The sequence below is a fragment of the Phyllobacterium sp. 0TCS1.6A genome, from assembly GCF_026420825.1.
Classification (GTDB): Bacteria; Pseudomonadota; Alphaproteobacteria; order Rhizobiales; family Rhizobiaceae; genus Phyllobacterium.
Map to the genome: position 1 here is coordinate 169,764 of NZ_JAPMAB010000001.1, position 22,987 is coordinate 192,750.

The following is a 22,987-nucleotide window of genomic DNA, read 5'->3' on the forward strand; positions in this document are numbered from 1 at the left end:
AACAGATAAAAATATAATTATCTCATCAACTTCCGGGTAACCATTATCAATATGAATCCGGAAGTATTGGGGGCCGGAAGCGTGTCATCGGCCGCCAGTACAACTCTACTTGTACATTGTCAGCGCGTCACCTCTGTCTCGGGTGCTTTCAGCACGATCGAGAGCAGGCCGGGGAACACATTCTCCAGGTCCTGCCGGCGCAGTTCGTTCATGTGCGACGTGCCCGAATTGCGGGTCTTGATGATGCCGGCTTCGCGCAGGATGCGGAAGTGATGCGACATGCTCGACTTCGGCCGGCCACCGTCCAGCGCGGCGCAGGTGGCTTCGCCTTCCCGGGCCAATTGCCGGACGATCGACAGGCGCATGGGATCGCTCAGCGCATAGAGGACGGATTCCAGCTGGATCTCGCTTGGGGCGGGGTGGCGAAACTGTCTCATGGCCTTGATTCTAGCACAAATGATCGTGTATTGCTATTGTTCGAAAATTATCGAACTATCAAATAAATGATTGACAATGCCAAGGAGACGAAACTGATGGCGGCACTTTTCGAGCCATTCACCCTGAAGAATGTGACGCTGCGGAACAGGATCGCGGCATCGCCCATGTGCCAATATTCCGCCGAAGACGGGCTGGTGAACAATTGGCATCTCGTGCATCTCGGCGGCCTTGCCCGTGGCGGCGCGGAATTGGTCGTGGTCGAGGCCACGGCGGTATCGCCCGAGGGGCGGATCACGCCCGCCTGCCTTGGCCTGTGGAAGGACGAGCAGATCCCGGGCCTGCGCTCGGCGGTGGAGCTGATCGAGGATGCGGGCGCGGTGGCGGGCATCCAGATCGGCCATGCCGGGCGCAAGGCCAGCGCCAACCGGCCCTGGGAAGGCGACGACCACATTGCCGAAGGCGATCCGCGCGGATGGGCGACGATAGCACCATCGGCGATTGCCCACGGCGGCGGTCTTTCCAAGGTGCCCGCGGCGATGACCAGGGCCGACATCGACCGGGTAAAGCAGGCATTCGTGGACAGCGCGCGCCGGGCCCTGGCTGCGGGTTTCAAATGGCTGGAACTGCATTTTGCCCATGGCTATCTCGCCCAGAGCTTCCTTTCCCGGCACGCCAACCAGCGCACCGACGAATATGGCGGCAGTGTCGAGAATCGCCGCCGTTTCCTGCTCGAGACGTTCCGTGCGGTTCGCGCCGTCTGGCCGCAGGAGCTGCCGCTGGCCATGCGGCTCGGCGTGATCGAATTCGACGGGCATGACGAGGAAACGCTGGCCGAGGCCGTAGAACTGGTGCGCATCCTCAAGCAGGAGGGGCTCGACTTCATCGATGTCAGCATGGGATTCTCGACCGATGCCGCGAATATCCCCTGGGGTCCCGCGTTCCTCGGTCCAGTCGCCGGGCGGGTGCGGCAGGAAGCGGGATTGCCGGCCTCCACCTCCTGGTATGTCAGCACGCCGCAAGAGGCTGAGAAGCTGGTGGCCGATGGCATGGTCGATCTCGTGATGCTGGCGCGGCCGCTGCTCAACGACCCGCACTGGCCCTACCGCGCGGCGCGGGAACTCGGCGTCGATCGCCCGTCATGGGTGCTGCCCGCGCCCTATGCGCATTGGCTGGATCGCTACCGCGCGGCATAGCGTCTGCAAAGATGCAGTTTTTGCAACCTGTTAGTACGGTTCTTTTAGAATAAGATTCCGGCATATGACCACAATATGAAACCGGCTGCTTGTTGGGCCGCAGGGCGCTCATCTATGTTGGTGGCAGGATTTCCCGCCACCAATCACCGAGCCTAAATGTTCAACACTTTTACCAAAGCCTATCGCAAATCGTCGATCGCCTATATAGACGGTCGAAAATTGGCAATAGGGCGGCCGGGTGCGTGCCGCAGATGAATATGATGGCGATAAAGACGAAGGCGCAGGCGGTTGCCCGGGACCCGCAGCGGGATGCCGCGCCCATGGTGGAATTCCGCCAGGTTTCGAAGCGGTTTTCAGCCGGCAGGACGAGTGCGGAAGTGGTGGCGCTGGACGGGATCGATCTCACCGTTCCCCGCGGCTCGGTAACGGGCATCATCGGCCGCTCCGGCGCCGGCAAGTCGACGCTGATCCGGCTGGTCAACGGCCTCGAGAAGCCGAGCAGCGGGCAGGTCCATGTGGACGGAACCGACATTTCGGCCATGGACGAGAAGAGCCTGCGCTCCGTCCGCCGCGAGATCGGCATGATCTTCCAGCATTTCAACCTGCTCTCGTCGCGTACCGCATTCGACAATATAGCGCTGCCGCTCGAGATTGCCGGGCTCGACCGTCGTGCGATCGAAAGCCGCGTCTCGCCGCTGCTCGAACTCGTCGGGCTCTCGGACAAGCGCGACCGCTATCCGTCCGAACTTTCCGGCGGCCAGAAGCAGCGGGTCGGCATTGCGCGGGCGCTCGCCACCGAGCCGAAGCTGCTGCTGTCCGACGAGGCGACCTCGGCGCTCGACCCCGAGACCACGCGGTCGATCCTGGCGCTGCTGCACCAGATCAACAGGGAACTCGGGCTTACCGTCCTCCTCATCACCCACGAGATGGAAGTCATCAAGACGATCGCGCACCATGTCGCCGTCATCGATGGCGGGCGCATCGTCGAGCAGGGCTCGACATTCGACGTGTTCACGGCGCATGAACATCCGACGACACGCGCGCTTCTGAGCGGGCTTTCGGGGATGCATCTACCGGAGTTCCTGACCAGCCGCATGAGCGAAGAGGCGGCGCCGGGCGCGCGCGCCATCATCCGCGTCATCTTCAAGGGCGAGAATGCGACCGAGCCGATGCTGGCGCGCCTCGGCAGCGAGCTTGGCATAGAAGTCAACATCATGGCCGGCGCCGTGGACGAGATCGCGGGGCGCCCGTTCGGCCTGCTCGTCGTGTCGCTGCTGGCCGACGCAGAAAAACTGCGGGAAGCGCGCGCCTTCCTGCTGGAGCATGGTCTCGCATCGGAGGTGCTCGGTTATGTCCGCTGACATCATCTATCTCATCATCAGGGCGACCGGCCAGACGCTGTACATGGTCGCGGTCGCCGGCCTCGTCGGCTCGCTGTTCGGCATTCCGCTCGGCGTCTTCCTCGCGACCAGCGAGAAGGGCGAGCTGTTTCCGGCGCCGCGCACCAACAGGGTGCTCGGCCTCATCGTCAACGCCACGCGCTCGACGCCCTTCATCATCCTCGTCGTCGCGATAATCCCGTTCACGCGGCTGATCGCCGGAACGTCCATCGGCACCAATGCCGCCATCGTTCCACTGACGCTCGCCACCGTTCCCTTCATCGCGCGCCTTGTCGAGACGTCCATTCGCGAGGTCGATTCCGGCCTTTCGGAGGCGGCGCGGGCGATGGGCGCGAGCCCCATGCAGATCGTCTTCAAGGTGCTGCTGGCCGAGGCCCGCCCGGGTATCGCCGCGGCGCTGACACTGACGATCGTCAGCCTCATCGGCTATTCGGCCATGGTCGGCGCGGTCGGCGGCGGCGGGCTCGGCGATCTCGGCATCCGCTACGGCTACCAGCGCTTCATGCCGGATGTGATGGCTGTCGTCGTCGTCGTCCTCATCGTGCTCGTTCAGCTTGTCCAGAGCGCCGGCGACCGTCTCGCCCGGCAGTTCGACAAGCGAAACCGTCCCAGATAATCAAGAAACACAACAGGAGTATGAGATGTTGAAGACAATTCTCGGTGTGGCCGCACTGGCAGCGGTCCTGGGCGCGACCGGCGCACTGGCCGAAACGATCAAGATCGGCGCGACGCCGGGCGAACATGCCCAGATCCTGGAGAAGGTGAAGGAAGTGGCCAAGCCGAAGGGCCTGGACATCGAAATCCTCGAATTCTCCGACTATGTGGTTCCGAACCAGGCGCTGAACGATGGCGAGCTCGACGCCAACTCGTTCCAGCACAAGCCCTATCTCGACAACCAGATCGCCGACCGCAAGTTCGATATCGTCGATGTCGCCTATACGGTGAACTTCCCGATGGGCGTCTACTCGAAGAAGGTGAAGAGCTTCGACGAACTGGCCGATGGCGCGACGATTTCCATCCCCAACGATCCGACCAATGGCGGACGGGCGCTGCTCATCCTCGCCGATAAGGGCGCGATCAAGCTGAAGGAAGGCGCGGGCCTCAAGGTAACGGTCAATGACGTCACCGAGAACCCGAAGAACTTCAAGTTCGTGGAACTGGACGCCGCGCAGCTGCCCCGTTCGATCGACGATGTCGATGCAGCCGCGATCAACACCAACTATGCGCTCGAAGCCGGTCTCGACCCGATGAACGGCACCATCCTCAAGGAAGGCGAGAAGGCTCCCTACATCAATCTGATCGCCGTTCGCACCGCCGACAAGGACAAGCCCTGGGTGAAGACGCTGATCGAGGCCTATCACTCCGATCCGGTGAAGCAGTTCATCCTCGACAAGTACAAGGGTGCCGCGGTACCGAGCTGGTAAGCATCACGAAAAAGGCCGGGTTCGTCCCGGCCTTTTTTATGCCTGTCCAGAAATGGTTCTTCCGGCTCAATCGTTCAGGCGCTTGCCGTCCTTGCCGAAAAGATGGAGCTTTTCCCGGGGTATGATTACCCGCAGGCTGTCGCCGGTCTGCGACGCCGAACGGCCCGCCACGCGCACGACCACCCTTTCGCCGCCGACAATTCCATAGACATAGCTTTCCGCGCCGACAGGCTCGACGCCGAGAATGCCCAGCTCCAGCACGAGCCCGCCGGCATGCGACTTCTCGTCGGCGGCAACCTCGAGATCTTCGGGCCGGAACCCGATCACCGCGCCCTCGCCGGGCACGGCAAGCCCGGTCGCGCCGATCTTGGTTCCATCATTGAGAATGAGGCCGTTGCCGTCGCTGGTCACATGAACGAGGTTCATGGGCGGCGCGCCGATGAAACTTGCGACGAAGGTGCTCGCGGGCTTCTCGTAGATGTCGAGCGGCGCCCCGATCTGCTCGACGGCACCGGCATTCATCACCACCAGGATATCGGCGAGCGTCATGGCTTCGAGCTGGTCATGCGTAACATAGACGCTGGTCACCCCGAGCTGGCGCTGGAGGTTCTTGATCTCCACCCGCATCTGGCCGCGCAGCTTGGCGTCGAGGTTCGACAGGGGCTCGTCGAAGAGGAACACTTTCGGGTTGCGGACGATGGCGCGGCCCATGGCGACGCGCTGGCGCTGGCCGCCGGAAAGTTCGCGCGGGCGGCGATCGAGGAGATGCGTCAGCTCCAGCGTCTGGGCGGCCTCGCGCACCCGCTTGTCGATCTGGTCCTTCGGCATGCCGCGATTGCGCAGGCCATAGGCCATGTTGTCATAGACCTTCATATGCGGATAGAGCGCATAATTCTGGAACACCATGGCGATATCGCGCTCGGCGGGTCCAAGGTCGTTGACCGTCCTGTCGTCGATCCGGACGGTGCCGCCGGTGATCGATTCCAGCCCGGCGATCATGCGCAGCAAGGTTGATTTACCGCAGCCGGAGGGGCCGACCAGCACGCAGAGCGCGCCATCCTCGATGGCGATGTTCACGCCCTTGACCGCTTCTACCGAGCTGCCATAGACCTTGCGGACATCGGTCAATTCTACGCTTGCCATAAATCACTTCTCCGTTTCGACCAAGCCGCGCACGAACCAGCGTTGCATCAGGACGACAACGAGAATGGGCGGGACAATGGCAAGAATGCTGGTGACCATCACCAGATGCCATTCGGTATCGGCATCGGCGAAGGAGATCATTTTCCGCAGGCCGATCACGATCGTGGCCATGTCGTTGCGGTTCGTCATGAGCAGCGGCCAGAGATATTGCGTCCAGCCATAGATGAAGAGGATGACGAAGAGCGCGGCGATGTTGGTCTTCGACAAGGGAAGCAGGATGTCCTTGAAGAAGCGCCAGGGCCCGGCGCCATCGACGCGCGCCGCTTCCACCAGTTCGCCGGGGATCGTCATGAAGAATTGCCGGAACAGTAGGGTCGCCGTGGCCGAAGCCATGAGCGGGAGGATCAGCCCGGTATAGGTATCGATGAGGCCGAGATCGACCATGATCTTGTAGGTCGGCAGGATGCGCACCTCGACGGGGAGCATCAATGTGATGAAAATCAGCCAGAAGAACACCATGCGCCCGGGGAAGCGGAAGAACACGATCGCATAGGCCGAGAGGATGGAAATGACGATCTTGCCGATCGCTATGCCAAGCGCCATCACCAGCGTATTGAACAGCAGCCGGTCGACGCCGACGCCGCCGATGCGCCCGACGCCGCCGAACAGCGCCGCCTTGTAGTTCTCCCAGAAATGGGCGCCGGGCAGGAGCGACAGCGGCGGACGCATCACCTCCTGCAGGGTCTGCGTCGAAGCGACGAAGGTGTAGTAGATCGGAAAGGCGACGATCACTATGCCCAGGATCAGGATGAAATGGGCGATGAAGCGGCCTATGGGATTGTTCTCGATCATGTCCGCATCCTAGCCGTAATGGACTTTCCGCTCGACATAGCGGAACTGAATGGCCGTCAGGGCAATGACGATGACCATGAGGATCACCGATTGCGCCGCCGAGTCGCCGAGAATGAGATTGACGAAACCGTCATTGTAGACCTTGTAGACCAGTGTTTCCGTCGCCTTGCCGGGGCCGCCTCCGGTGACGGCATGGATGATGCCGAACGTGTCGAAGAAGGCGTAGACGGTATTGACGACGAGCAGGAAGAAGGTCGTCGGCGCCAGCAGCGGAAAGATGATCGTCCAGAACCGCTTGTTTTCGCCCGCGCCATCGATGGCGGCGGCTTCGATGAGCGATTTCGGGATGCTTTGGAGGCCGGCGACGAAGAACAGGAAATTGTAGCTGATCTGCTTCCACGCCGCCGCGGCGACGACCAGCACCATGGCCTGGCCGCTGTCCAGCAGCGGATCCCAATTATAGCCGGTAGAGCGGATCAGATAGGCGAGGGTGCCCATCGAGGGGTTGAACAGGAAGAGCCACAGCATGCCGGCGATTGCCGGCGCCACCGCGTAGGGCCAGATGAGCAATGTGCGGTAGATGCCCTTGCCGCGCACGACCTTGTCGGCCATGACGGCGAGCAAAAGCGCGAGCGCCATCGCTATCAGCGCCGTAGCCACCGAAAAGACCACGGTCACCTGCAGGGAATTCAGGTAGTTCGGATCGTTGAGGACGCGCTTGAAATTGCCGAGGCCGACGAATTGCGTCGCCAGGCCGAACGGGTCCTCGCGCAGCACCGATTGCTGGATGGCCTGCGAGGCAGGCCAATAGAAGAAGATGATGGTGATCGCGAGCTGCGGGGCAAGGAGAAGATAGGGCAATAATTTATTCGGAAACGTCACGCGGGTGGACGATGCCATGAATAATCTCGCTTTATCAAAGAGGGATCCGTCCGCGCTGGAATTCCGCGGACGGATTGCGTTGTAACGATGCTTACTGGCCGATGGCCTGCTTTATGGCGGCATTGCCGCGCTCTACAGCATTGTCGAGCGCCTGCTGGGCGGTCTGCTTGCCGGCCAGCATGTTCTCGAACTCCTCGTTCTCGATATCGCGGACCTGCGGAAGATTGACGAGGCGAACGCCCTTGGAGTTCTCGGTCGGTGCCTTGCCCATCATCTGCTTGATCGGGATCTCGCGCGCCGGGTTCTTGTCGTAGAAGCCGGATTTCTTCGTCTCTTCATAGGCTGCGAGCGTAACCGGGAGGTAGCCCGAGACCTGATGCAGGCGCGCCTGGATTTCGGTCTTCGACAGGAAGGCGAAGAAGGCGGCGACGCCCTTGTACTGCTCGTCGGACTTTCCGGCGAAGACCCAGAGGCTCGCGCCGCCGGGCGTGGTGTTCTGCGGTGCGCCCTGGGCTTCCGGCTCATAGGGCAGCTGCCCGGTGCCGTAATTGATGCCCGACTTGACGACATCGCCCAGACCGCCGGAGGATTCGGTGAAGATGCCGCATTCACCGGAGGTGAAGAGCTGCTTGGCTTCCGAGGTGCGTCCGCCGTAACGGAAGGTGCCGTCCTTGGCGAGATCGGCCAGTTCCTGGAAATGCTTGACGAAGATCGGGGCGTTGATCTTCAGTTCGACGTCGGTTCCGGCAATGCCGTTCTCGTTGCTGCCGAAGGAGACGTTGTTCCAGGCGGCAAAATTCTCGGTATGGATCCATGTGAGCCAGGTCGAGGTATAGCCGCAATTGGCCGCGCCGCTGGTCTTGATCTTCTTCGCCGCTTCCCAGACTTCCGGCCAGGTCTTCGGCGGGTTGTTCTCGTCGAGACCTGCCTTCTTGAAGATGTCCTTGTTGTAATAAAGGATCGGCGAGGAGCTGTTGTAGGGGAAGGACAGCATGGTGCCGTCCGGCTTCGAATAATAGGCGACGATGCCCGGCAGATAGAGGCTCTTGTCGAACTTCGAATCGCCCATCGACAGGATGTCGGCGACCGGCTTGATGGCGCCCTCGGCGCCCATCATGACGCCCGTGCCCGCATCGAAGACCTGGATGATGTCGGGTGCCTGCTTGGCGCGGAAGGCCGCAATGCCGGCATTCAGCGTTTCGGGATAGGTGCCCTTGAATACGGGCGTTACCTTGTATTCGCTCTGGCTTTCGTTGAATTCCTTGGCCAGCGTGTTCACCACCTCGTTGTTGGCGCCGGACATGGCGTGCCACCAGGAGACTTCGGTGACGGCAAAGGATGAAGTGGACGAGGCGAGGATAAAGCCTAGTGCAAGGCTGATCTTGCGGCTGTCAATCTGCATTTGTTTCTCCCATTCGTGAGGCGTCATCTTCAGTGCGCTTGCGGTCAGTATCCTTATTATGTGACAGACAAACAACAGTTTTCTGTCCGCCGGCTTTTTTCGGACGGCCGGCCTGTGGAAAAATGCGCAGCTGTTCACTTATTGGGCTTCAGATCAGGGTGACGCCCGCCTTCAGCATGCGATCGGTCATGATCTTCATGGAGCCGGCAAGGTCGATGCCGCGGCAGGCATCCATCAGCACCTCGGCGGTGAAACCCTGGCTGACGGCGTCGAGCGCCGAATAGGCCACGCAGAAATCCGTGGCGAGGCCGACAAAGGTGACATGGGTAATGCCCCGTTCGCGCAGATAGCCCGCAAGCCCCGTCGGCGTCCGGCGATCGTTCTCGAAAAAGGCCGAATAGCTGTCGATGTGCGGGCGGAAACCCTTGCGGATGACAAGCTGCGCCTTGGTCCAGTGCAGATCCGGATGGAACTCGGCGCCGACCGAGCCCTGGACGCAGTGGTCGGGCCATAATGTCTGCTCGCCATAGGGCATGGCGATCGTGTCGAAGGGCGCTCTTCCGGGATGCGAGGACGCAAAGCTCGAATGCTGCGCCGGGTGCCAGTCCTGGGTGAGGATGACACGGTCGAAACGAAGGATGAGCTTGTTGACGATCGGCAGGATTTCATCGCCGGCGTCGACGGCGAGCGCGCCACCGGGGCAGAAATCATTCTGCACGTCGATGACGATCAGGGCGTCCTTGGTCATTGTCGGGTTCTCTCGGTGAGCGGCAAGACTACGGCCAAGCGGCGGCCCGCGTCAACGCGCGTAGTGCGTATCGCCGCCGACCCAGACATGGTTCACATCGAGATCGTCGCCGAGATGGACGATGTCGGCGGCATAGCCGGCGGCGATCCTGCCGCGATGATGATCGATGCGGATGCTCTGCGCCGGGTAGAGCGACGCCATGCGCAGCGCCTCTTCCAGCGGCAGGCCGAGCTCGCGGTGGACGAAGCGCACCGCCGATATCATGTCGAGATCGGCGCCGGCCAGCGTGCCGTCGGCCAGGGTCAGCCGTCCGCCGGCGCGGGTGATCGTGCGGCCATTGAGCGTGAGCGTGGTGATGTCGGTGCCGATGGTGGACATCGCATCGGTCACCAGGAATATGCGGCCGGGTCCCTGCTTGGCGCGCAGGGCGATCGACATCGCCGCCTTGTCGACATGGAAGCCGTCGGCGATCAATCCGGCCGAGAGCGCGCCGGACTGCAGGGCGGCGCCGACGAGGCCGGGGCTGCGGTGGCCGAGCTGGCTCATGGCGTTGAACAGATGCGTGACCATGCTGGCGCCGGCGTCGCATGCGGCCATCGCCACCTCGAAGCTGGCGCCGCTATGGCCGAGGCTGACGATGATGCCGGCATCGGCCATGGCGGTGATCTTTTCCGCCGGCACCGTTTCGGGCGCAAGCGTCGTCAGCAGCACGGGTATCTCCTGCGCCGCCTCTATGATGGCGACGAGATCGGCATCGTCCATCGGCCGGATCAGCTGCGGATCGTGCGTTCCCTTGTGGCTGACGGAGAGATGCGGGCCTTCGAGGTGGAGGCCGGCAAAGCCCGGCACCCGGTCGCGCGCCGCAGCCTTGGCGGCGGCAATGGCGGCGGCGGTGATTGCGGGCGTGTCGGTGATCAGCGTCGGCAGGAGCGCCGTGGTGCCGAAGGCGAAATGCGCGCTGCAGATGCGGGCGATGATTTCGGCGCTGGGGCCGTCATTCAGCAAGACGCCGCCGCCGCCATTCACCTGGACGTCGATGAAGCCGGGAACGAGCCTGCCGCCCGGGAGCGCGACGCGCCGCGTTTCGGCCGGAAGCGAGCCGGCGGCAACGATGCCGGCAATGGTGCTGCCATCGACGACGAGCGCGCAATCGGAGTGCCATTCATCGCCGTCGAATATCTCGGCCCCGACAAGGGCAAATTCCGTGCTCATAGAGTTTCGGTCACTTTTCGCAAATGGGGCGGCTGGTCGGGATTATGGCCCCGGCTGCGCGCGAATGCTTCGACGAAGGCATAGAAGGATACAAGGGCGGCGAGGGGATCGGTCAAGGGATGCGCGGTCGTCACGAAAGGCAGCGTCCTTGCCGACGCGGCCTTGTCCGAAGTGATGAACACGGCCGCGCCCTGTTCGGCCAGGCGGTCCGCAGCCTCGGCGATCGAGGCTTCGGCGGCATCGCGCGAGGCGAGGACGAGGATGGGGAAATCCTTGCCGACGATGGCCTTCGGCCCGTGCATCACCTCCGCGGCACTGTAGGATTCGGCGTGGACGCCGCTGGTTTCCTTGAATTTGAGCGCGATCTCGTTGGAAATCGCCAGCGATGGACCGCGACCAAGGACGAAAAGCGAGGCCTCGTCCTTCAAGGCGGCGGCAAAGGGCGACCAATCGCAGGCGAGCGCCTTGGCGAGGGCGGCCGGAAGCGCATCGATGGCGGCCAGCAGATCGTCGTTCTCCGTCCAGTGGGCGATCAGCGCGAGGCCGGCGATGGCGGAACTGACGAAGGATTTGGTCGCCGCGACGCTGCGCTCCGGCCCCGCCAATATGTCGATCGGATATTCGCTGGTGCGGGCAAGGTCGGAATCGATCGCATTGGTGATGGCGATGGTCAGGGCGCCGCTCTGCCGCGCCGCCCGCGTCATGCTGACGATGTCGGGGCTCTTGCCGGATTGCGAGATCGACAGGGTGGCGGCCTGGCCGAGCTTCAGGCTGACGCCATAGATCGAGGCGACCGAAGGGCCGAGCGATGCCACCGGCACGCCCGCCGTCAATTCGCTGGCATATTTGAGAAAGGCGGCGGCGTGGTCCGAGGAACCCCGGGCGATGGAGGCCATGAATGGCGCGTTCTTCCTGCGCAGTTCGGCTCCGACCGAGGCCAGCATGCCGCGCGACTGGTCGAGAAACCGGGTCGCGACATCCGGGATCGATAGAATTTCTTCGCGCATGAGGGTGGTCAAAGCACTGCTCCTGATATTTCGGACGAGCTGCCGAGTTTCAGTTCGGCAACGAATTCATAGGCGTCGGCACGGTAGATCGACCGCGTGAACTCGATCACCCTGCCGGATTCCAGATAGGATATGCGCTCGATGTTGAGACTGGCAGAACCCGCCGGCACCTGCAGCAGCTTCGCGTCGCTCTCCCGCAGGATTGCCGCGGAAATGCGCTGGATCGCGCGCGCCGGCCGATTGCCGCTCTCCGCCAGCACCGCATAGAGCGACAGCGTGACCAGTTCGGGATTTGGCAGCACCTGCACCGAAAGCGCGGCCCGCTCGATTGCCATGGGTGTGTCGTTGGCGACGCGCAGGCGGCTGATGCGGGCGACCTTTTCCCCCGAACTCAGCCCGAGCGTCACCATTTCTTCCGGCGAGGGCGCATAGACGCCGCGATCGAGCCATGTGGAGCGCACGATCATGCCCCGCCGCGCCATGTCCTCGGTGAAGGAGGTGAGGTGCGTCAGCGACTGCTCGACACGGGCCGAACGGGGCGCGACGAAGGTGCCGGAACCGTGGCGCTGGACCAGCAGCCCCTCCTGCACCAGTCCCTGCACGGCCTTGCGCACCGTGACGCGCGAAATATCCGCCATGGCCGCGAGTTCCCGCTCCGGCGGCAAGGCATCGCCGGGATTGAGCAAGCCGTCGCGGACGGCATTTTCGATCAGCCGCTGCAGTTTCACGTAGAGCGGCCCGCCCATGGTGGAGCCGTCATTCAGCGACGGCAGTATCGAGACCAGTCCGTCAGCCATGGATACGCTCCAATGCAAATTGCTTCACCGCCAGCTGCACGGCCCCCGTCAGGGCGTCGTTCAACGGCTTGTGCAGCCGCGCGCGATAGGCGGGCGAAAGCCGCGGTTCGTAGAGCGGTCCCAGCCCGCCAAGCAGCGCCAGGCGGTGCGCGCCCGGCTGCATGACCGTCGCGAGGCCTTCTTCGATCTGGCGAACCGCCGCATCGAGCAGCCCCGCCGCGACCGCATCGCCATTATCCGCGTGGTCGAAGATCATCGGCGCCAATGCGCCGAAATCGCTCGGCGTCGCCGCATGGGCGAATTGCACGATCGCGTGGGGATCGCCGCCAAACCGCGCCATGACCTTTGCCGTCAGGTCGGACGAGGGGTGGAACCCGTCATGGGCGAGCAGCGTCTCTTCAAGCAGCGCCCGGCCGAGCCGTGCCCCGCCGCCAAGATCGCCGACCTTGAAGCCCCAGCCGCCGGCAAAGCGCACTTCGCCGCCGGCCCGGGTAATGAAGGCCGAGCCTGTGCCAAGGATGACGACCGTGCCGTCATGATCGCCGATGGCGCCCTGAAGGGCGATGAAACCGTCGGAATGGACGCTGGCATTGCGGAAGGGCAGCACCGCGCGCAAGTCGGCGGCATTGCTGCCGACATTGGCCCCGGCAAGGCCGAGAACCGCGTCGAGCGAGGAGATTTCAGCGGCATCCAGTCCCGCATCCCGCAGCGCGAATGTCGTGGCCTCGATGATATTGGTGCGGGCGACGTTCATATCGGTCATGATATTGGCCGAGCCGCTGCGGCCCGTGCCGAGAATGCGGCCTTCCATATCCGCCACGGCCGCCCTGCAGCCAGTGCCTCCGCCATCAATTCCCAGGAGATAAGTCACGCGATTGCCCTCCATCACCTAGAATACCAATAAAGTACCAATAGCCAAGTGTTAATTTCGGTAAATGATCGTTTTTGCCAAATTAGCTGATTTTATTGGGTAAATTACAGCACGCCTGCGCCATGGTCAGAAAATTTTAAGATTTGCTGGACAAGTGGTATTTTTTTGGCATTAATTACACCAACGAGGAGAAATCAGTGGCGCTTACCCGCACAGAGCAACGCAACGACAAGGCCGTCGGGCTGGACGAGAAGTCGCCCGCCGAGGTTCTTGGCCTGCTGCTCGATGCCCAGATCGCTGCGGCCGAAGCGGTGCGCCCGGCGCTTCCTTCCATTGCCCGTGCGGCTCAACTGGCTGCCCGGACGCTCGCCGATGGCGGGCGTCTCGTCTATGCGGCCGCGGGCAGTTCCGGCCTGATGGCGCTGGCCGATGCACTCGAAATTCCAGGCACATACGGTATCGCGGCCGACAGGATCGTGCTTCTGCTGGCGGGCGGTCTCGCCAGCCTGGAGCGTCTCGCCGGCGGCTACGAGGACGATGTCGAGCAGGCCTCGCGCGATATTGCCGGCGCGAATATAGGCCCGAAGGATTGCCTCATCGCCATTTCCGCCAGCGGCACGACCCCCTATGCGCTCGGCGCGATGGGGCAGGCGCGGCAGCGCGGCGCGAGGATCATCGGCATCGCCAACAACAGCAATGTCCCTTTGCTCGACGCCGCCGATGTTGCGATCGTGCTCGAAACGCCGGCGGAGATCGTGGCGGGATCGACGCGGATGGGGGCGGGCACGGCGCAGAAACTGGCGCTGAACCTCATGTCCACGCTGATGGCCGTCGAGCTCGGCCATGTGCATGACGGCTATATGGTCAATCTCATTGCCGACAATATCAAATTGCGCGATCGCGCCGCGCGGATCGTCGCGGCGATCAGCGGCTGCGATCTCGATGCGGCGCGCCGCCATCTCGATTCCAGCGGCGGCTCGGTCAAGGCGGCGGTGCTTCTGGCGGCCGGCGCGGAAAATGGCAATGCGGCATTAGGAATTCTCGAAAGCAATCAACAGAGGCTTCGCCCGGCGCTTTCGGAACTGAAAGGGAGCATGGCTCTCGTCAACGGCACTGCTGAGGGTGCAACAGGAGACTAAAATGGGAAGCAAGACATTGAAGACATTGCTGATGGCCAGCAGCATTCTGGCAGGCGCCGGAATGGCGAATGCCCAGGAGACCACCCTGACCATCGAAAGCTGGCGCACGGACGACCTTGCGATCTGGCAGGAAAAGCTCATCCCGGCCTTCGAGGCCAAGAACCCCGGCATCAAGGTCAAGTTCGCGCCGACGCCGCCGACGGAATATGACGCCGCTCTCGGCGCGCGCTTCGATGCGGGCAGCGCCGGCGACATCATCACCTGCCGGCCGTTCGACAAGTCGCTGGAGCAGTTCAAGCGCGGCAATCTGACCAGCCTGAACGACCTTGCCGGCATGAAGAACTTCTCCGACGTCGCCAAGGCGGCCTGGACGACGGACGATGGCAAGGACACGTTCTGCGTGCCGATGGCCTCGGTCATCCATGGATTCATCTATAACCAGGAAGCCTTTGAAAAGCTGGGCATAAAGGTTCCGGCCACGGAAGAGGAATTCTTCGCCGCGCTGGAAAAGATCAAGGCCGACGGCACCTACATCCCGATGGCCATGGGAACGAAGGACCTGTGGGAAGCCGCCACCATGGGCTACCAGAATATCGGGCCTACCTACTGGAAGGGCGAAGAGGGCCGCGCCAAGCTGATCAAGGGCGAAGCCAAGCTCACCGATCCGGAATGGGTCGAGCCCTACAAGGTGCTTCTGAAGTGGAAGGACTATCTCGGCGACGGCTTCGAGGCGCAGACCTACCCGGACAGCCAGAACCTGTTCACGCTCGGCCGCGCGGCGATCTATCCCGCCGGTTCGTGGGAGATCGGCCTGTTCAACACGCAGGTGCAGTTCAAGATGGGCGCATTCCCGCCGCCGGTGAAGAAGGCGGGCGATGAATGCTACATCTCCGACCACAATGATATCGGCGCCGGCCTCAACGCCAAGAGCAAGCATCCCGAGGAAGCGAAGAAGTTCCTCGACTGGGTTGCCTCGCCCGAATTCGCCGAGATCTACGCCAATGCGCTGCCGGGCTTCTTCAGCCTGAACTCGACGCCGGTGAAGATGCAGGACCCGCTGGCCCAGGAATTCGTCTCCTGGCGCGAGAAGTGCAAGCCGACGATCCGGTCCACCTACCAGATCCTGTCGCGCGGCACGCCGAACCTCGAAAACGAAACCTGGGTCGAATCCGCCAATGTGATCAACGGCACCGATACGCCGGAGGCGGCTGCGAAGAAGCTGCAGGACGGACTCGACAGCTGGTACAAGCCCGCCAAGTAAGCCGATGGCGCGTGGCTCGCCACGCGCCGCCAATCGTGAGGGTGCGGCCTTGCCCACCCTCGTTTGCCAGATATCGGGCGCCTGACATCGGGCACCTGACATCGGGCAGATGCCGGGAAATCGCGGCCTGGAACAAAACTGGGATTTGGGGTTCATGAGCACTATCGAGCAATCATCGGCCATTGCCGGCGGCGACAGGCGTCCGCGGCGCTGGCACATATTGGTGTTCCTCGCGCCTGCGCTCCTCATCTACACGGCCGTGATGATCCTGCCGCTGATCGAGACGCTGCGGCTGTCGCTGTTCAATGTCAGGGACGGGCAGAGCGTTTTCGTCGGCTTGGGCAATTTCGGCGTTCTCTTCGGCGATCCGCGCTGGGCCGCGAGCTTCTGGAATGCGCTGAAGAACAATTTCGTGTTCTTCGCCATCCACATGCTGGTGCAGAACCCGATCGGCGTGGCGCTTGCGGCGCTGCTCTCGGTGCCGAAGCTGCGCTTCGCCGCCTTCTACCGCACGGCGCTTTTCCTGCCGACGCTGCTGTCATTCGTCATCGTCGGCTTCATCTGGAAGCTGATCCTGTCGCCGATCTGGGGCGTCTCGCCCTTCCTCCTCGACCTTATCGGCCTCAAATCGCTGTTCTCGCCATGGCTCGGCAAGCCCGGCAGCGCGCTGATCGCCGTCTCGCTGATCTCGGTCTGGCAATATGTCGGCATACCGATGATGCTCATCTACGCCGCCATGCTGAACATCCCCGACGAGGTGCTGGAAGCGGCGGAATGCGACGGAATCACCGGCTGGAGCCAGTTCTGGAAGATCAAGCTGCCGCTGATCCTTCCTTCCATCGGCATCATCTCGATCCTGACCTTCGTCGGCAATTTCAACGCCTTCGACCTCGTCTATACGGTGCAGGGCGCGCTTGCCGGTCCGGATGGTTCGACGGACATTCTCGGAACGCTGCTCTACCGCGTGTTCTTCGGTTTCCAGCTGCAGATCGGCGACAAGTCGATGGGCGCGACCATTGCGACGGTGATGTTCCTCATCATCCTGTCCGGCGTCTGCCTCTACCTGTTTGCAATCCAGCGGCGCATGCGCCGGTATCAGTTCTGAGGGCGAGGGGACCATCATGGCAAGACCGACCGCATCTCCGTTCCGCATGGGCCTCGTGCATCTCGCGCTCATCATCTATACGCTGATCGCGCTGTTCCCGGTGTTCCTCACGGTCATCAATTCGTTCAAGGACCGGTCGGCGATCTTCCGCGATCCCCTCGGCCTGCCGATGCCGAAATCCTTCAGCCTCGTCGGCTATGAGACGGTGCTCAAGCAGGGCGATTTCGCCCTCTATTTCCAGAACAGCTTCATCGTCACCGCGGTTTCGATCTTCTTCGTGCTGCTGTTCGGCGCCATGGCGGCCTTTGCGCTGTCCGAATACCGCTTTCGCGGCAATACGCTGATGGGGCTCTACCTCGCCCTCGGCATCATGATCCCCATCCGCCTCGGCACCGTGGCGATCCTGCAGGGCATGGTGGCGACCGGCCTCGTCAATACGCTGACCGCGCTCATCCTGGTCTATACGGCGCAGGGGCTGCCGCTCGCCGTCTTCATCCTCAACGAGTTCATGCGCACGGTCTCGGACGATCTGAAGAATGCCGGGCGCATCGACGGCCTGTCGGAATATTCGATCTTCTTCCGCCTGGTGCTGCCACTGGTGCGGCCCGCCATGGCGACGGTCGCGGTCTTCACCATGATCCCGATCTGGAACGATCTGTGGTTTCCGCTGATCCTCGCGCCGAGCGACGCCACCAAGACCATCACGCTGGGCTCGCAGGTGTTCATCGGCCAGTTCGTGACCAATTGGAACGCGGTTCTGGCGGCGCTGACGCTGGCGATCGTGCCGGTGCTGGTACTCTACATGCTTTTCTCGCGGCAGTTGATCCGCGGCATCACCGCAGGAGCAGTGAAATGACGGACAGGCCGATAAGGGTGCTCGTGGCCGGGCTCGGCAATATGGGGCGGAGCCATGCGCTGGCCTATCATGAGAATCCCGGCTTCGAGATCGTCGGGCTGGTCAACCGCTCGGTGGTCGAGCTGCCGCCGCAGCTTGCATCCTATACGATCCATCCGTCCTACGAACAGGCGCTGGCCGAGCTGAAGCCCGATCTCGTCTCGATCAATACCTATTCCGACAGCCATGCGGACTATGCAATTGCCGCCATGGAGGCCGGCGCGGACGTGTTCGTGGAGAAGCCGCTGGCGACCAGTGTCGCCGATGCGGAGCGCGTGGTGGCGGCGGCGGTGAAACATGGCCGCAAGCTGGTGATCGGCTATATCCTGCGCCATCACCCGTCATGGATGCGGCTGATCGAGGAGGCGCGCAAGCTCGGCGGTCCCTACGTCTTCCGGATGAACCTCAACCAGCAATCGAGCGGCCCGACATGGGAGACGCACAAATCGCTGATGAAGACCACCTCGCCGATCGTCGATTGCGGCGTGCATTATCTCGACGTGATGCTGCAGATCACCGATGCGAAGCCGGTGCAGGTGAGGGGGATGGGCGTGCGGCTCTCCGGCGAGATCGCCGACGACATGTATAATTACGGCCATCTGCAGGTGCTGTTCGACGATGATTCCGTCGGCTGGTACGAGGCGGGCTGGGGCCCGATGATCTCGGAAACCGCCTTCTTCGTGAAAGACGTCATCTCGCCGGCCGGCTGCGTCTCCATCGTCATGGACCAGAACGCCAAATCCGACGATATCGACTCGCATACGAAGACATCGACGATAAAGCTGCATTCGGCCGAGACCGGCCCGGATGGCCGCTTCGCGAGGGCCGACACGCTGCTCGACATGGCGGGCGAGCCCGGCCACCAGGAGCTTTGCGACCGTGAACAGGCCTTCGTGCTGAAGGCGATCCGCGAGGGCATGGATCTGGGCCGCCACATGCGCGATGCGGTGCGCTCGCTCAGCGTCTGCCTGGCGGCGGATGAGAGCGTGCGCACGGGCCGGCCGGTCGATCTGACGATTTGATTCAAGAGACAGGAACAAGACATTGGGTTCTTTGAAGATTCAAGACATTCGCAAGTCCTTCGGCCACGTGGACGTTCTCAAGGGGATCGATCTGGAGGTCGAGGATGGGGAGTTCGTGATCTTCGTCGGCCCTTCCGGTTGCGGCAAGTCCACCCTGCTGCGGGTCATTGCGGGTCTCGAGGATGCGACGTCCGGCGATATCCTCATCGATGGCAAGCGCGTCAACAACACGCCACCGGCCAAGCGCGGCATTGCCATGGTGTTCCAGACCTATGCGCTCTATCCGCATCTGACGGTGCGGGACAATATGGGCCTCGGGCTGAAACAGGCCGGAAAGCCCGCCGCCGAGATCAAGGAACGCACCGCCATCGCCTCGGCCATGCTTTCGCTCGACGATTATCTGGAGCGCCGCCCGTCCGAGCTTTCCGGCGGCCAGCGCCAGCGTGTCGCCATCGGGCGGGCCATCGTGCGCGAGCCCGAGCTGTTCCTCTTCGACGAACCGCTGTCCAATCTCGATGCGGCGCTGCGCGTCAATACGAGGCTTGAGATCGCCCGGCTGCATCGCCAGCTCAAGGCGACGATGATCTACGTTACCCATGACCAGGTCGAAGCCATGACGCTGGCCGACAAGATCGTCGTGCTCAACAAGGGCAGGATCGAGCAGGTCGGCACGCCGATGGAGCTCTACAACAATCCCCAGACGGTGTTCGTCGCCGGTTTCATCGGCTCGCCGCAGATGAACCTCATCGACGGCGGCAAGCTTGGCGATACGGCTAAGACGGTCGGCATCCGGCCCGAGCACATCCAGGTAAGCGCCAAGGAAGGCACCTGGAAAGGCTCGGTCATCCATGTCGAACATCTCGGCGCCGACACGATCCTCTATCTGCAGACGGAATTCGGCCCGCTGACGGTGCGCCTGTTCGGCGAGCACGATTACGAGGTGGACGGCGTGCTCTACGCCACGCCGGACAAGGGCCGGACCTATCGCTTCGACGCCGAAGGCAAGATCGTCCGCAGCTAGTGTGATGACATAATTGACATCAGCGATAAATGATGACATGGCACGGTGATCATTGCCACCGCGACGGCAGCGAGTTCCCTTATCATTTTACGTCTCCACAGGCCCTGTTGAGTGATTTCAAGGCAGACGTCGACAAACGGAGAAAGCAAAAATGAGACAAGCTCTTATCCAGGTGCGGCCGGACAGCCAGGCGGTATTCGACGACAATATCGCCAGAGCGACAAAGGCAATGGAAAGCGGAGTTTCCGCAGATCCGGTGGCGGTTTTCACATTCTCGTCACCTGCCCAGATGTTCACCGTCATATCGCCCAAAAGATGGGAATTGATTGAACATCTACAGGGTATCGGCCCTTCGACCGTGCGAGGGCTGGCGCGATCGCTGGGCCGCGATATCAGGCGGGTGCATGATGATATAACCGTTCTGGTCGAATGGGGCATCATTGAACGCAACGATGACGGTAAGATATGTGTCCCCTATGATCTCATTCATGCCGATTTTAATCTGAGGGCGGTAGCATAGGGCGAAGGGCTTTCCTTCCCTTGCATAAGCCAGGCACCATAGGAAAGTGGAGCTGGATGCCACCACCATCGCGGGCATGACATTGCGCCTTGTTTCGTCCATAGTCGCCGCGCGCGGGGAGTCGCCTGCGTGCTGCATGTGACATGAAGATCGAGGACTGGTGAAGATGGTTTGGACTGCTGACGCGAAGCGCTACGACACGATGAAATATAATCGCTGCGGACGCAGCGGCCTGAAGCTCCCGGCGATATCCCTCGGCCTCTGGCATAATTTCGGCAATGATACGCCACACGGCCTGAAGCAGTCGATCTGCCGGCAGGCCTTCGATCTCGGCATCACCCATTTCGACCTCGCCAATAATTACGGCCCGCCGCCCGGTTCCGCCGAGACCGCCTTCGGCGAGATACTGCGCACGGATTTCAAGCCCTACCGCGACGAATTGATCATTTCGTCCAAGGCCGGCTATGGCATGTGGCCCGGCCCCTATGGCGAGTGGGGCAGCCGCAAATACCTCATTGCCAGCTGCGACCAGAGCCTGAAGCGGCTCGGCCTCGACTATGTCGACATATTCTATTCGCACCGCTTCGATCCCGATACGCCGCTCGAAGAGACCATGATGGCGCTCGATCACATCGTGCGTTCGGGCCGGGCGCAATATGTCGGGATTTCCTCCTATAATGCGCGCCGCACGCGCGAGGCGGCCGCCATTCTCGAACAGCTCGGCACGCCGTGCCTCATTCACCAGCCGAGCTATTCGATGATCAATCGCTGGATCGAGGAAGACGGGCTGGTCGATGCGCTGGATGAACTCGGCATCGGTTCCATCGTGTTCTCGCCGCTGGCGCAGGGCATGCTGACCGACAAATATCTGAAGGGCGTGCCGGAGGAGAGCCGCGCGGCGCAGGGAAAATCGCTCAATCCGGAATTCCTGAGCGAGAAGAACATCGCCAATATCCGCGGCCTGAACGAGATTGCATTGAAGCGCGGCCAGACCCTGGCGCAGATGGCCCTGGCCTGGGTGCTGCGCGGCGGCCGCATCACCACGGCGCTCATCGGGGCCAGCAAGCCGCAGCAGGTCGTCGATTGCGTCAAGGCGCTCGACAATATCGAGTTCACCGATGCGGAACTGGCGGAGATCGACGTTTTCGCCAATGATGCCAACATCAATCTCTGGGCTGCCTCCGCCGAGCGCAAGGGGCCGGCACGCAAGCCGGTCAAGGTGGACTGACGGAGACGATCTACCAGATTCCGGGTCACCAGATGCAGGGTGATTGGCAGCGCGCGTGCAATGTGCGAAATCATTGCCGCGCAGATTTGCAGATTGGAAGTATTCGATGAAGATTGCGATGATTGGGACCGGATATGTCGGTCTGGTGTCGGGCGTTTGCTTTGCGGAATTCGGTTTTCAGGTCACTTGCGTCGACAAGAACCCGGCCATCATCGAGCGGCTGCGGGCCGGCGAGGTGACGATCTTCGAGCCCGGGCTCGACGAATTGCTGATGCGCAATGTCCGCGACGGCCGGCTGACCTTCACCACGGAACTCGCCGCCACCGTCGCCGATGCCGATGTGGTGTTCGTCGCCGTCGGCACGCCTTCACGCCGCGGCGATGGCGAGGCGGACCTGCAATATATCCACGCCGCCGCCGACGAGATCGCCGCGGCGATGAAGCCCGGAGCCGTCATCGTCATCAAGTCGACCGTCGTCGTCGGCACCAATGCGGCGGTGCGCGAGCGTATCGCGCAGGCACGTCCCGGCGTTCCGTTCTCGATGGTGTCGAACCCGGAATTCCTGCGCGAGGGATCGGCGGTGGAGGATTTCATGCGCCCCGACCGCGTCGTCGTCGGCGTGCATGACGAGACCGGCGCGGCTGCCATGCGCCGTGTCTACAAGCCGCTTTACCTGCGCGAGACGCCGATGATCGTGACCACGCTCGAAAATGCCGAGCTGATCAAATATGCGGCCAATGCCTTCCTCGCCATGAAGGTGACCTTCATCAACGAGGTCGCCGACCTCTGCGAAAAGGCGGGCGGCAACGTCCAGGACGTGGCGCGGGCGATCGGCATGGACAATCGCATCGGCTCGAAATTCCTGCATGCCGGGCCGGGCTTCGGCGGTTCGTGCTTTCCCAAGGATACGCGCGCCTATGCCGCGACCGGGCGCAAGCTGGAGGCGCCGCAGACGCTGATCGAGCAAGTGGTCGCCATCAATGAAAACCGCAAGCGTTCGCTGGCGCAACGCGTGGTGGAAGCGGCGGCAAGGACCGGCGCGAGAACGGTCGCCGTGCTCGGCATCGCCTTCAAGCCGAACACCGACGACATTCGCGAGTCGCCCTCGCTCGACATCATACCGGCGCTGCAGGCGGCGGGCCTGACGGTGCGGGCGCATGATCCGGAGGCGCGGCAGGCCGCCGAGGCGGTGCTCCCCGGCGTCGTATGGTGTTCTTCGTCCTACGAGGCGGTCCGGGGGGCGGGCATCACCGTCCTGATGACGGAATGGAATGCCTATCGCGCGCTGGATCTCGGGAAGGTCGCCGAACTGATGGACGGCAAGGTCTTCTTCGACATGCGCAATGTGTTCAATTCACAGGATCTCGAAGGTTCGGGACTGGAATATCACTCCGTCGGCCGGCCATTGATCCGTTAGACTGGAGCGC

The 22,987-nt window shown here is 62.4% G+C and carries 23 protein-coding genes; 13 read left to right on the top strand and 10 right to left on the bottom strand.

What is annotated here, in order from left to right; translation table 11 throughout:
* Positions 1-119: 119 nt before the first annotated feature.
* Entirely contained in the window at positions 120-437 is a 318-nt protein-coding gene (locus OSJ75_RS00785) for an ArsR/SmtB family transcription factor (RefSeq protein ID WP_267226190.1), read from the bottom strand.
* Between the two features lie 96 nt (positions 438-533).
* On the opposite strand from OSJ75_RS00785, the gene OSJ75_RS00790 reads away from it, so the two are divergent.
* The 4 genes from OSJ75_RS00790 (at position 534) to OSJ75_RS00805 (ending at position 4,455) form a co-directional block, all read left to right on the top strand.
* A complete protein-coding gene (locus tag OSJ75_RS00790) occupies positions 534-1,631 on the top strand; it encodes an NADH:flavin oxidoreductase/NADH oxidase (RefSeq protein ID WP_267226192.1) in 1,098 nt (365 codons plus the stop codon).
* A 260-nt stretch (positions 1,632-1,891) separates the two neighbouring features.
* Positions 1,892-2,992, top strand: coding sequence for a methionine ABC transporter ATP-binding protein (locus OSJ75_RS00795; RefSeq protein ID WP_416362511.1), 1,101 nt, complete (start codon positions 1,892-1,894; stop codon positions 2,990-2,992).
* A complete protein-coding gene (locus OSJ75_RS00800) occupies positions 2,982-3,647 on the top strand; it encodes a methionine ABC transporter permease (RefSeq protein WP_250013162.1) in 666 nt (221 codons plus the stop codon). Before OSJ75_RS00795 ends, OSJ75_RS00800 begins: the two co-directional genes overlap by 11 nt.
* A 25-nt stretch (positions 3,648-3,672) precedes the next feature.
* Positions 3,673-4,455, top strand: a complete 783-nt coding sequence (locus OSJ75_RS00805) for a MetQ/NlpA family ABC transporter substrate-binding protein (RefSeq protein ID WP_267226193.1) — start codon at positions 3,673-3,675, stop codon at positions 4,453-4,455.
* 66 nt (positions 4,456-4,521) lie between these two features.
* Here OSJ75_RS00805 and ugpC read toward each other — a convergent pair whose 3' ends face one another.
* The 9 genes from ugpC to OSJ75_RS00850 form a co-directional block, all read right to left on the bottom strand.
* On the bottom strand, positions 4,522-5,598 hold the full coding sequence (gene ugpC, locus OSJ75_RS00810; RefSeq protein ID WP_250013163.1) for a sn-glycerol-3-phosphate ABC transporter ATP-binding protein UgpC: 1,077 nt from the start codon (positions 5,596-5,598) through the stop codon (positions 4,522-4,524).
* 3 nt (positions 5,599-5,601) lie between these two features.
* Positions 5,602-6,450 carry a sn-glycerol-3-phosphate ABC transporter permease UgpE gene (gene ugpE / locus OSJ75_RS00815; protein WP_267226196.1) on the bottom strand — a complete coding sequence of 283 codons (849 nt, stop codon included), beginning with the start codon at positions 6,448-6,450 and terminating at the stop codon, positions 5,602-5,604.
* Positions 6,451-6,459: 9 nt separating this feature from the next.
* Positions 6,460-7,350 carry a sn-glycerol-3-phosphate ABC transporter permease UgpA gene (gene ugpA, locus OSJ75_RS00820; protein ID WP_250013165.1) on the bottom strand — a complete coding sequence of 297 codons (891 nt, stop codon included), beginning with the start codon at positions 7,348-7,350 and terminating at the stop codon, positions 6,460-6,462.
* A 73-nt stretch (positions 7,351-7,423) separates the two neighbouring features.
* Positions 7,424-8,734, bottom strand: a complete 1,311-nt coding sequence (gene ugpB / locus OSJ75_RS00825) for a sn-glycerol-3-phosphate ABC transporter substrate-binding protein UgpB (RefSeq protein ID WP_250013166.1) — start codon at positions 8,732-8,734, stop codon at positions 7,424-7,426.
* Between the two features lie 148 nt (positions 8,735-8,882).
* A complete protein-coding gene (gene pncA, locus OSJ75_RS00830) occupies positions 8,883-9,482 on the bottom strand; it encodes a bifunctional nicotinamidase/pyrazinamidase (RefSeq protein ID WP_250013167.1) in 600 nt (199 codons plus the stop codon).
* Between the two features lie 51 nt (positions 9,483-9,533).
* Positions 9,534-10,694, bottom strand: coding sequence for an N-acetylglucosamine-6-phosphate deacetylase (gene nagA, locus OSJ75_RS00835; protein ID WP_267226199.1), 1,161 nt, complete (start codon positions 10,692-10,694; stop codon positions 9,534-9,536).
* The gene (locus tag OSJ75_RS00840) at positions 10,691-11,701 is read right to left on the bottom strand and encodes an SIS domain-containing protein (RefSeq protein WP_267227018.1); all 1,011 of its coding nucleotides are present in this window, start codon (positions 11,699-11,701) and stop codon (positions 10,691-10,693) included. Before OSJ75_RS00840 ends, nagA begins: the two co-directional genes overlap by 4 nt.
* An 8-nt stretch (positions 11,702-11,709) precedes the next feature.
* Positions 11,710-12,498: a GntR family transcriptional regulator gene (locus OSJ75_RS00845; protein ID WP_250013169.1), complete on the bottom strand. Its 789-nt coding sequence runs from the start codon at positions 12,496-12,498 to the stop codon at positions 11,710-11,712.
* On the bottom strand, positions 12,491-13,369 hold the full coding sequence (locus tag OSJ75_RS00850) for a BadF/BadG/BcrA/BcrD ATPase family protein (RefSeq protein WP_267226201.1): 879 nt from the start codon (positions 13,367-13,369) through the stop codon (positions 12,491-12,493). The genes OSJ75_RS00845 and OSJ75_RS00850 overlap by 8 nt, the downstream gene beginning before the upstream one ends.
* Positions 13,370-13,566: 197 nt before the next feature.
* Between OSJ75_RS00850 and OSJ75_RS00855 the strand changes: the two genes are divergently transcribed.
* The 9 genes from OSJ75_RS00855 to OSJ75_RS00895 all read left to right on the top strand — a co-directional run bounded on the left by OSJ75_RS00855 (position 13,567) and on the right by OSJ75_RS00895 (position 22,977).
* A complete protein-coding gene (locus OSJ75_RS00855; protein ID WP_267226204.1) occupies positions 13,567-14,508 on the top strand; it encodes an N-acetylmuramic acid 6-phosphate etherase in 942 nt (313 codons plus the stop codon).
* Position 14,509: 1 nt separating this feature from the next.
* Positions 14,510-15,769 carry an ABC transporter substrate-binding protein gene (locus OSJ75_RS00860; protein ID WP_250013175.1) on the top strand — a complete coding sequence of 420 codons (1,260 nt, stop codon included), beginning with the start codon at positions 14,510-14,512 and terminating at the stop codon, positions 15,767-15,769.
* A gap of 154 nt (positions 15,770-15,923) precedes the next feature.
* On the top strand, positions 15,924-16,874 hold the full coding sequence (locus OSJ75_RS00865) for a carbohydrate ABC transporter permease (RefSeq protein WP_267226206.1): 951 nt from the start codon (positions 15,924-15,926) through the stop codon (positions 16,872-16,874).
* Positions 16,875-16,890: 16 nt separating this feature from the next.
* Positions 16,891-17,730, top strand: a complete 840-nt coding sequence (locus tag OSJ75_RS00870) for a carbohydrate ABC transporter permease (protein WP_267226208.1) — start codon at positions 16,891-16,893, stop codon at positions 17,728-17,730.
* Complete coding sequence (locus tag OSJ75_RS00875) at positions 17,727-18,791, top strand: Gfo/Idh/MocA family protein (RefSeq protein ID WP_267226210.1); 1,065 nt, start codon at positions 17,727-17,729, stop codon at positions 18,789-18,791. The genes OSJ75_RS00870 and OSJ75_RS00875 overlap by 4 nt, the downstream gene beginning before the upstream one ends.
* A gap of 22 nt (positions 18,792-18,813) precedes the next feature.
* Positions 18,814-19,812, top strand: a complete 999-nt coding sequence (locus OSJ75_RS00880; protein ID WP_250013183.1) for an ABC transporter ATP-binding protein — start codon at positions 18,814-18,816, stop codon at positions 19,810-19,812.
* A 151-nt stretch (positions 19,813-19,963) separates the two neighbouring features.
* Positions 19,964-20,332 carry a transcriptional regulator gene (locus OSJ75_RS00885; protein ID WP_267226212.1) on the top strand — a complete coding sequence of 123 codons (369 nt, stop codon included), beginning with the start codon at positions 19,964-19,966 and terminating at the stop codon, positions 20,330-20,332.
* A 166-nt stretch (positions 20,333-20,498) separates the two neighbouring features.
* Positions 20,499-21,560, top strand: coding sequence for an L-glyceraldehyde 3-phosphate reductase (gene mgrA, locus OSJ75_RS00890; RefSeq protein ID WP_250013186.1), 1,062 nt, complete (start codon positions 20,499-20,501; stop codon positions 21,558-21,560).
* A 106-nt stretch (positions 21,561-21,666) separates the two neighbouring features.
* Positions 21,667-22,977, top strand: coding sequence for a UDP-glucose dehydrogenase family protein (locus OSJ75_RS00895; RefSeq protein WP_267226215.1), 1,311 nt, complete (start codon positions 21,667-21,669; stop codon positions 22,975-22,977).
* Positions 22,978-22,987 lie beyond the last annotated feature (10 nt).

What these genes read in the sequence shown, in the direction of transcription:
- OSJ75_RS00785 (WP_267226190.1), bottom strand. Translation starts at nt 437, where the DNA reads ATGAGACAGTTTCGCCACCCCGCCCCAAGCGAGATCCAGCTGGAATCC.
- OSJ75_RS00790 (WP_267226192.1), top strand. Translation starts at nt 534, where the DNA reads ATGGCGGCACTTTTCGAGCCATTCACCCTGAAGAATGTGACGCTGCGG.
- OSJ75_RS00795 (WP_416362511.1), top strand. Translation starts at nt 1,892, where the DNA reads ATGGCGATAAAGACGAAGGCGCAGGCGGTTGCCCGGGACCCGCAGCGG.
- OSJ75_RS00800 (WP_250013162.1), top strand. Translation starts at nt 2,982, where the DNA reads ATGTCCGCTGACATCATCTATCTCATCATCAGGGCGACCGGCCAGACG.
- OSJ75_RS00805 (WP_267226193.1), top strand. Translation starts at nt 3,673, where the DNA reads ATGTTGAAGACAATTCTCGGTGTGGCCGCACTGGCAGCGGTCCTGGGC.
- ugpC (WP_250013163.1), bottom strand. Translation starts at nt 5,598, where the DNA reads ATGGCAAGCGTAGAATTGACCGATGTCCGCAAGGTCTATGGCAGCTCG.
- ugpE (WP_267226196.1), bottom strand. Translation starts at nt 6,450, where the DNA reads ATGATCGAGAACAATCCCATAGGCCGCTTCATCGCCCATTTCATCCTG.
- ugpA (WP_250013165.1), bottom strand. Translation starts at nt 7,350, where the DNA reads ATGGCATCGTCCACCCGCGTGACGTTTCCGAATAAATTATTGCCCTAT.
- ugpB (WP_250013166.1), bottom strand. Translation starts at nt 8,734, where the DNA reads ATGCAGATTGACAGCCGCAAGATCAGCCTTGCACTAGGCTTTATCCTC.
- pncA (WP_250013167.1), bottom strand. Translation starts at nt 9,482, where the DNA reads ATGACCAAGGACGCCCTGATCGTCATCGACGTGCAGAATGATTTCTGC.
- nagA (WP_267226199.1), bottom strand. Translation starts at nt 10,694, where the DNA reads ATGAGCACGGAATTTGCCCTTGTCGGGGCCGAGATATTCGACGGCGAT.
- OSJ75_RS00840 (WP_267227018.1), bottom strand. Translation starts at nt 11,701, where the DNA reads ATGCGCGAAGAAATTCTATCGATCCCGGATGTCGCGACCCGGTTTCTC.
- OSJ75_RS00845 (WP_250013169.1), bottom strand. Translation starts at nt 12,498, where the DNA reads ATGGCTGACGGACTGGTCTCGATACTGCCGTCGCTGAATGACGGCTCC.
- OSJ75_RS00860 (WP_250013175.1), top strand. Translation starts at nt 14,510, where the DNA reads ATGGGAAGCAAGACATTGAAGACATTGCTGATGGCCAGCAGCATTCTG.
- OSJ75_RS00865 (WP_267226206.1), top strand. Translation starts at nt 15,924, where the DNA reads ATGAGCACTATCGAGCAATCATCGGCCATTGCCGGCGGCGACAGGCGT.
- OSJ75_RS00870 (WP_267226208.1), top strand. Translation starts at nt 16,891, where the DNA reads ATGGCAAGACCGACCGCATCTCCGTTCCGCATGGGCCTCGTGCATCTC.
- OSJ75_RS00875 (WP_267226210.1), top strand. Translation starts at nt 17,727, where the DNA reads ATGACGGACAGGCCGATAAGGGTGCTCGTGGCCGGGCTCGGCAATATG.
- OSJ75_RS00885 (WP_267226212.1), top strand. Translation starts at nt 19,964, where the DNA reads ATGAGACAAGCTCTTATCCAGGTGCGGCCGGACAGCCAGGCGGTATTC.
- mgrA (WP_250013186.1), top strand. Translation starts at nt 20,499, where the DNA reads ATGGTTTGGACTGCTGACGCGAAGCGCTACGACACGATGAAATATAAT.
- OSJ75_RS00895 (WP_267226215.1), top strand. Translation starts at nt 21,667, where the DNA reads ATGAAGATTGCGATGATTGGGACCGGATATGTCGGTCTGGTGTCGGGC.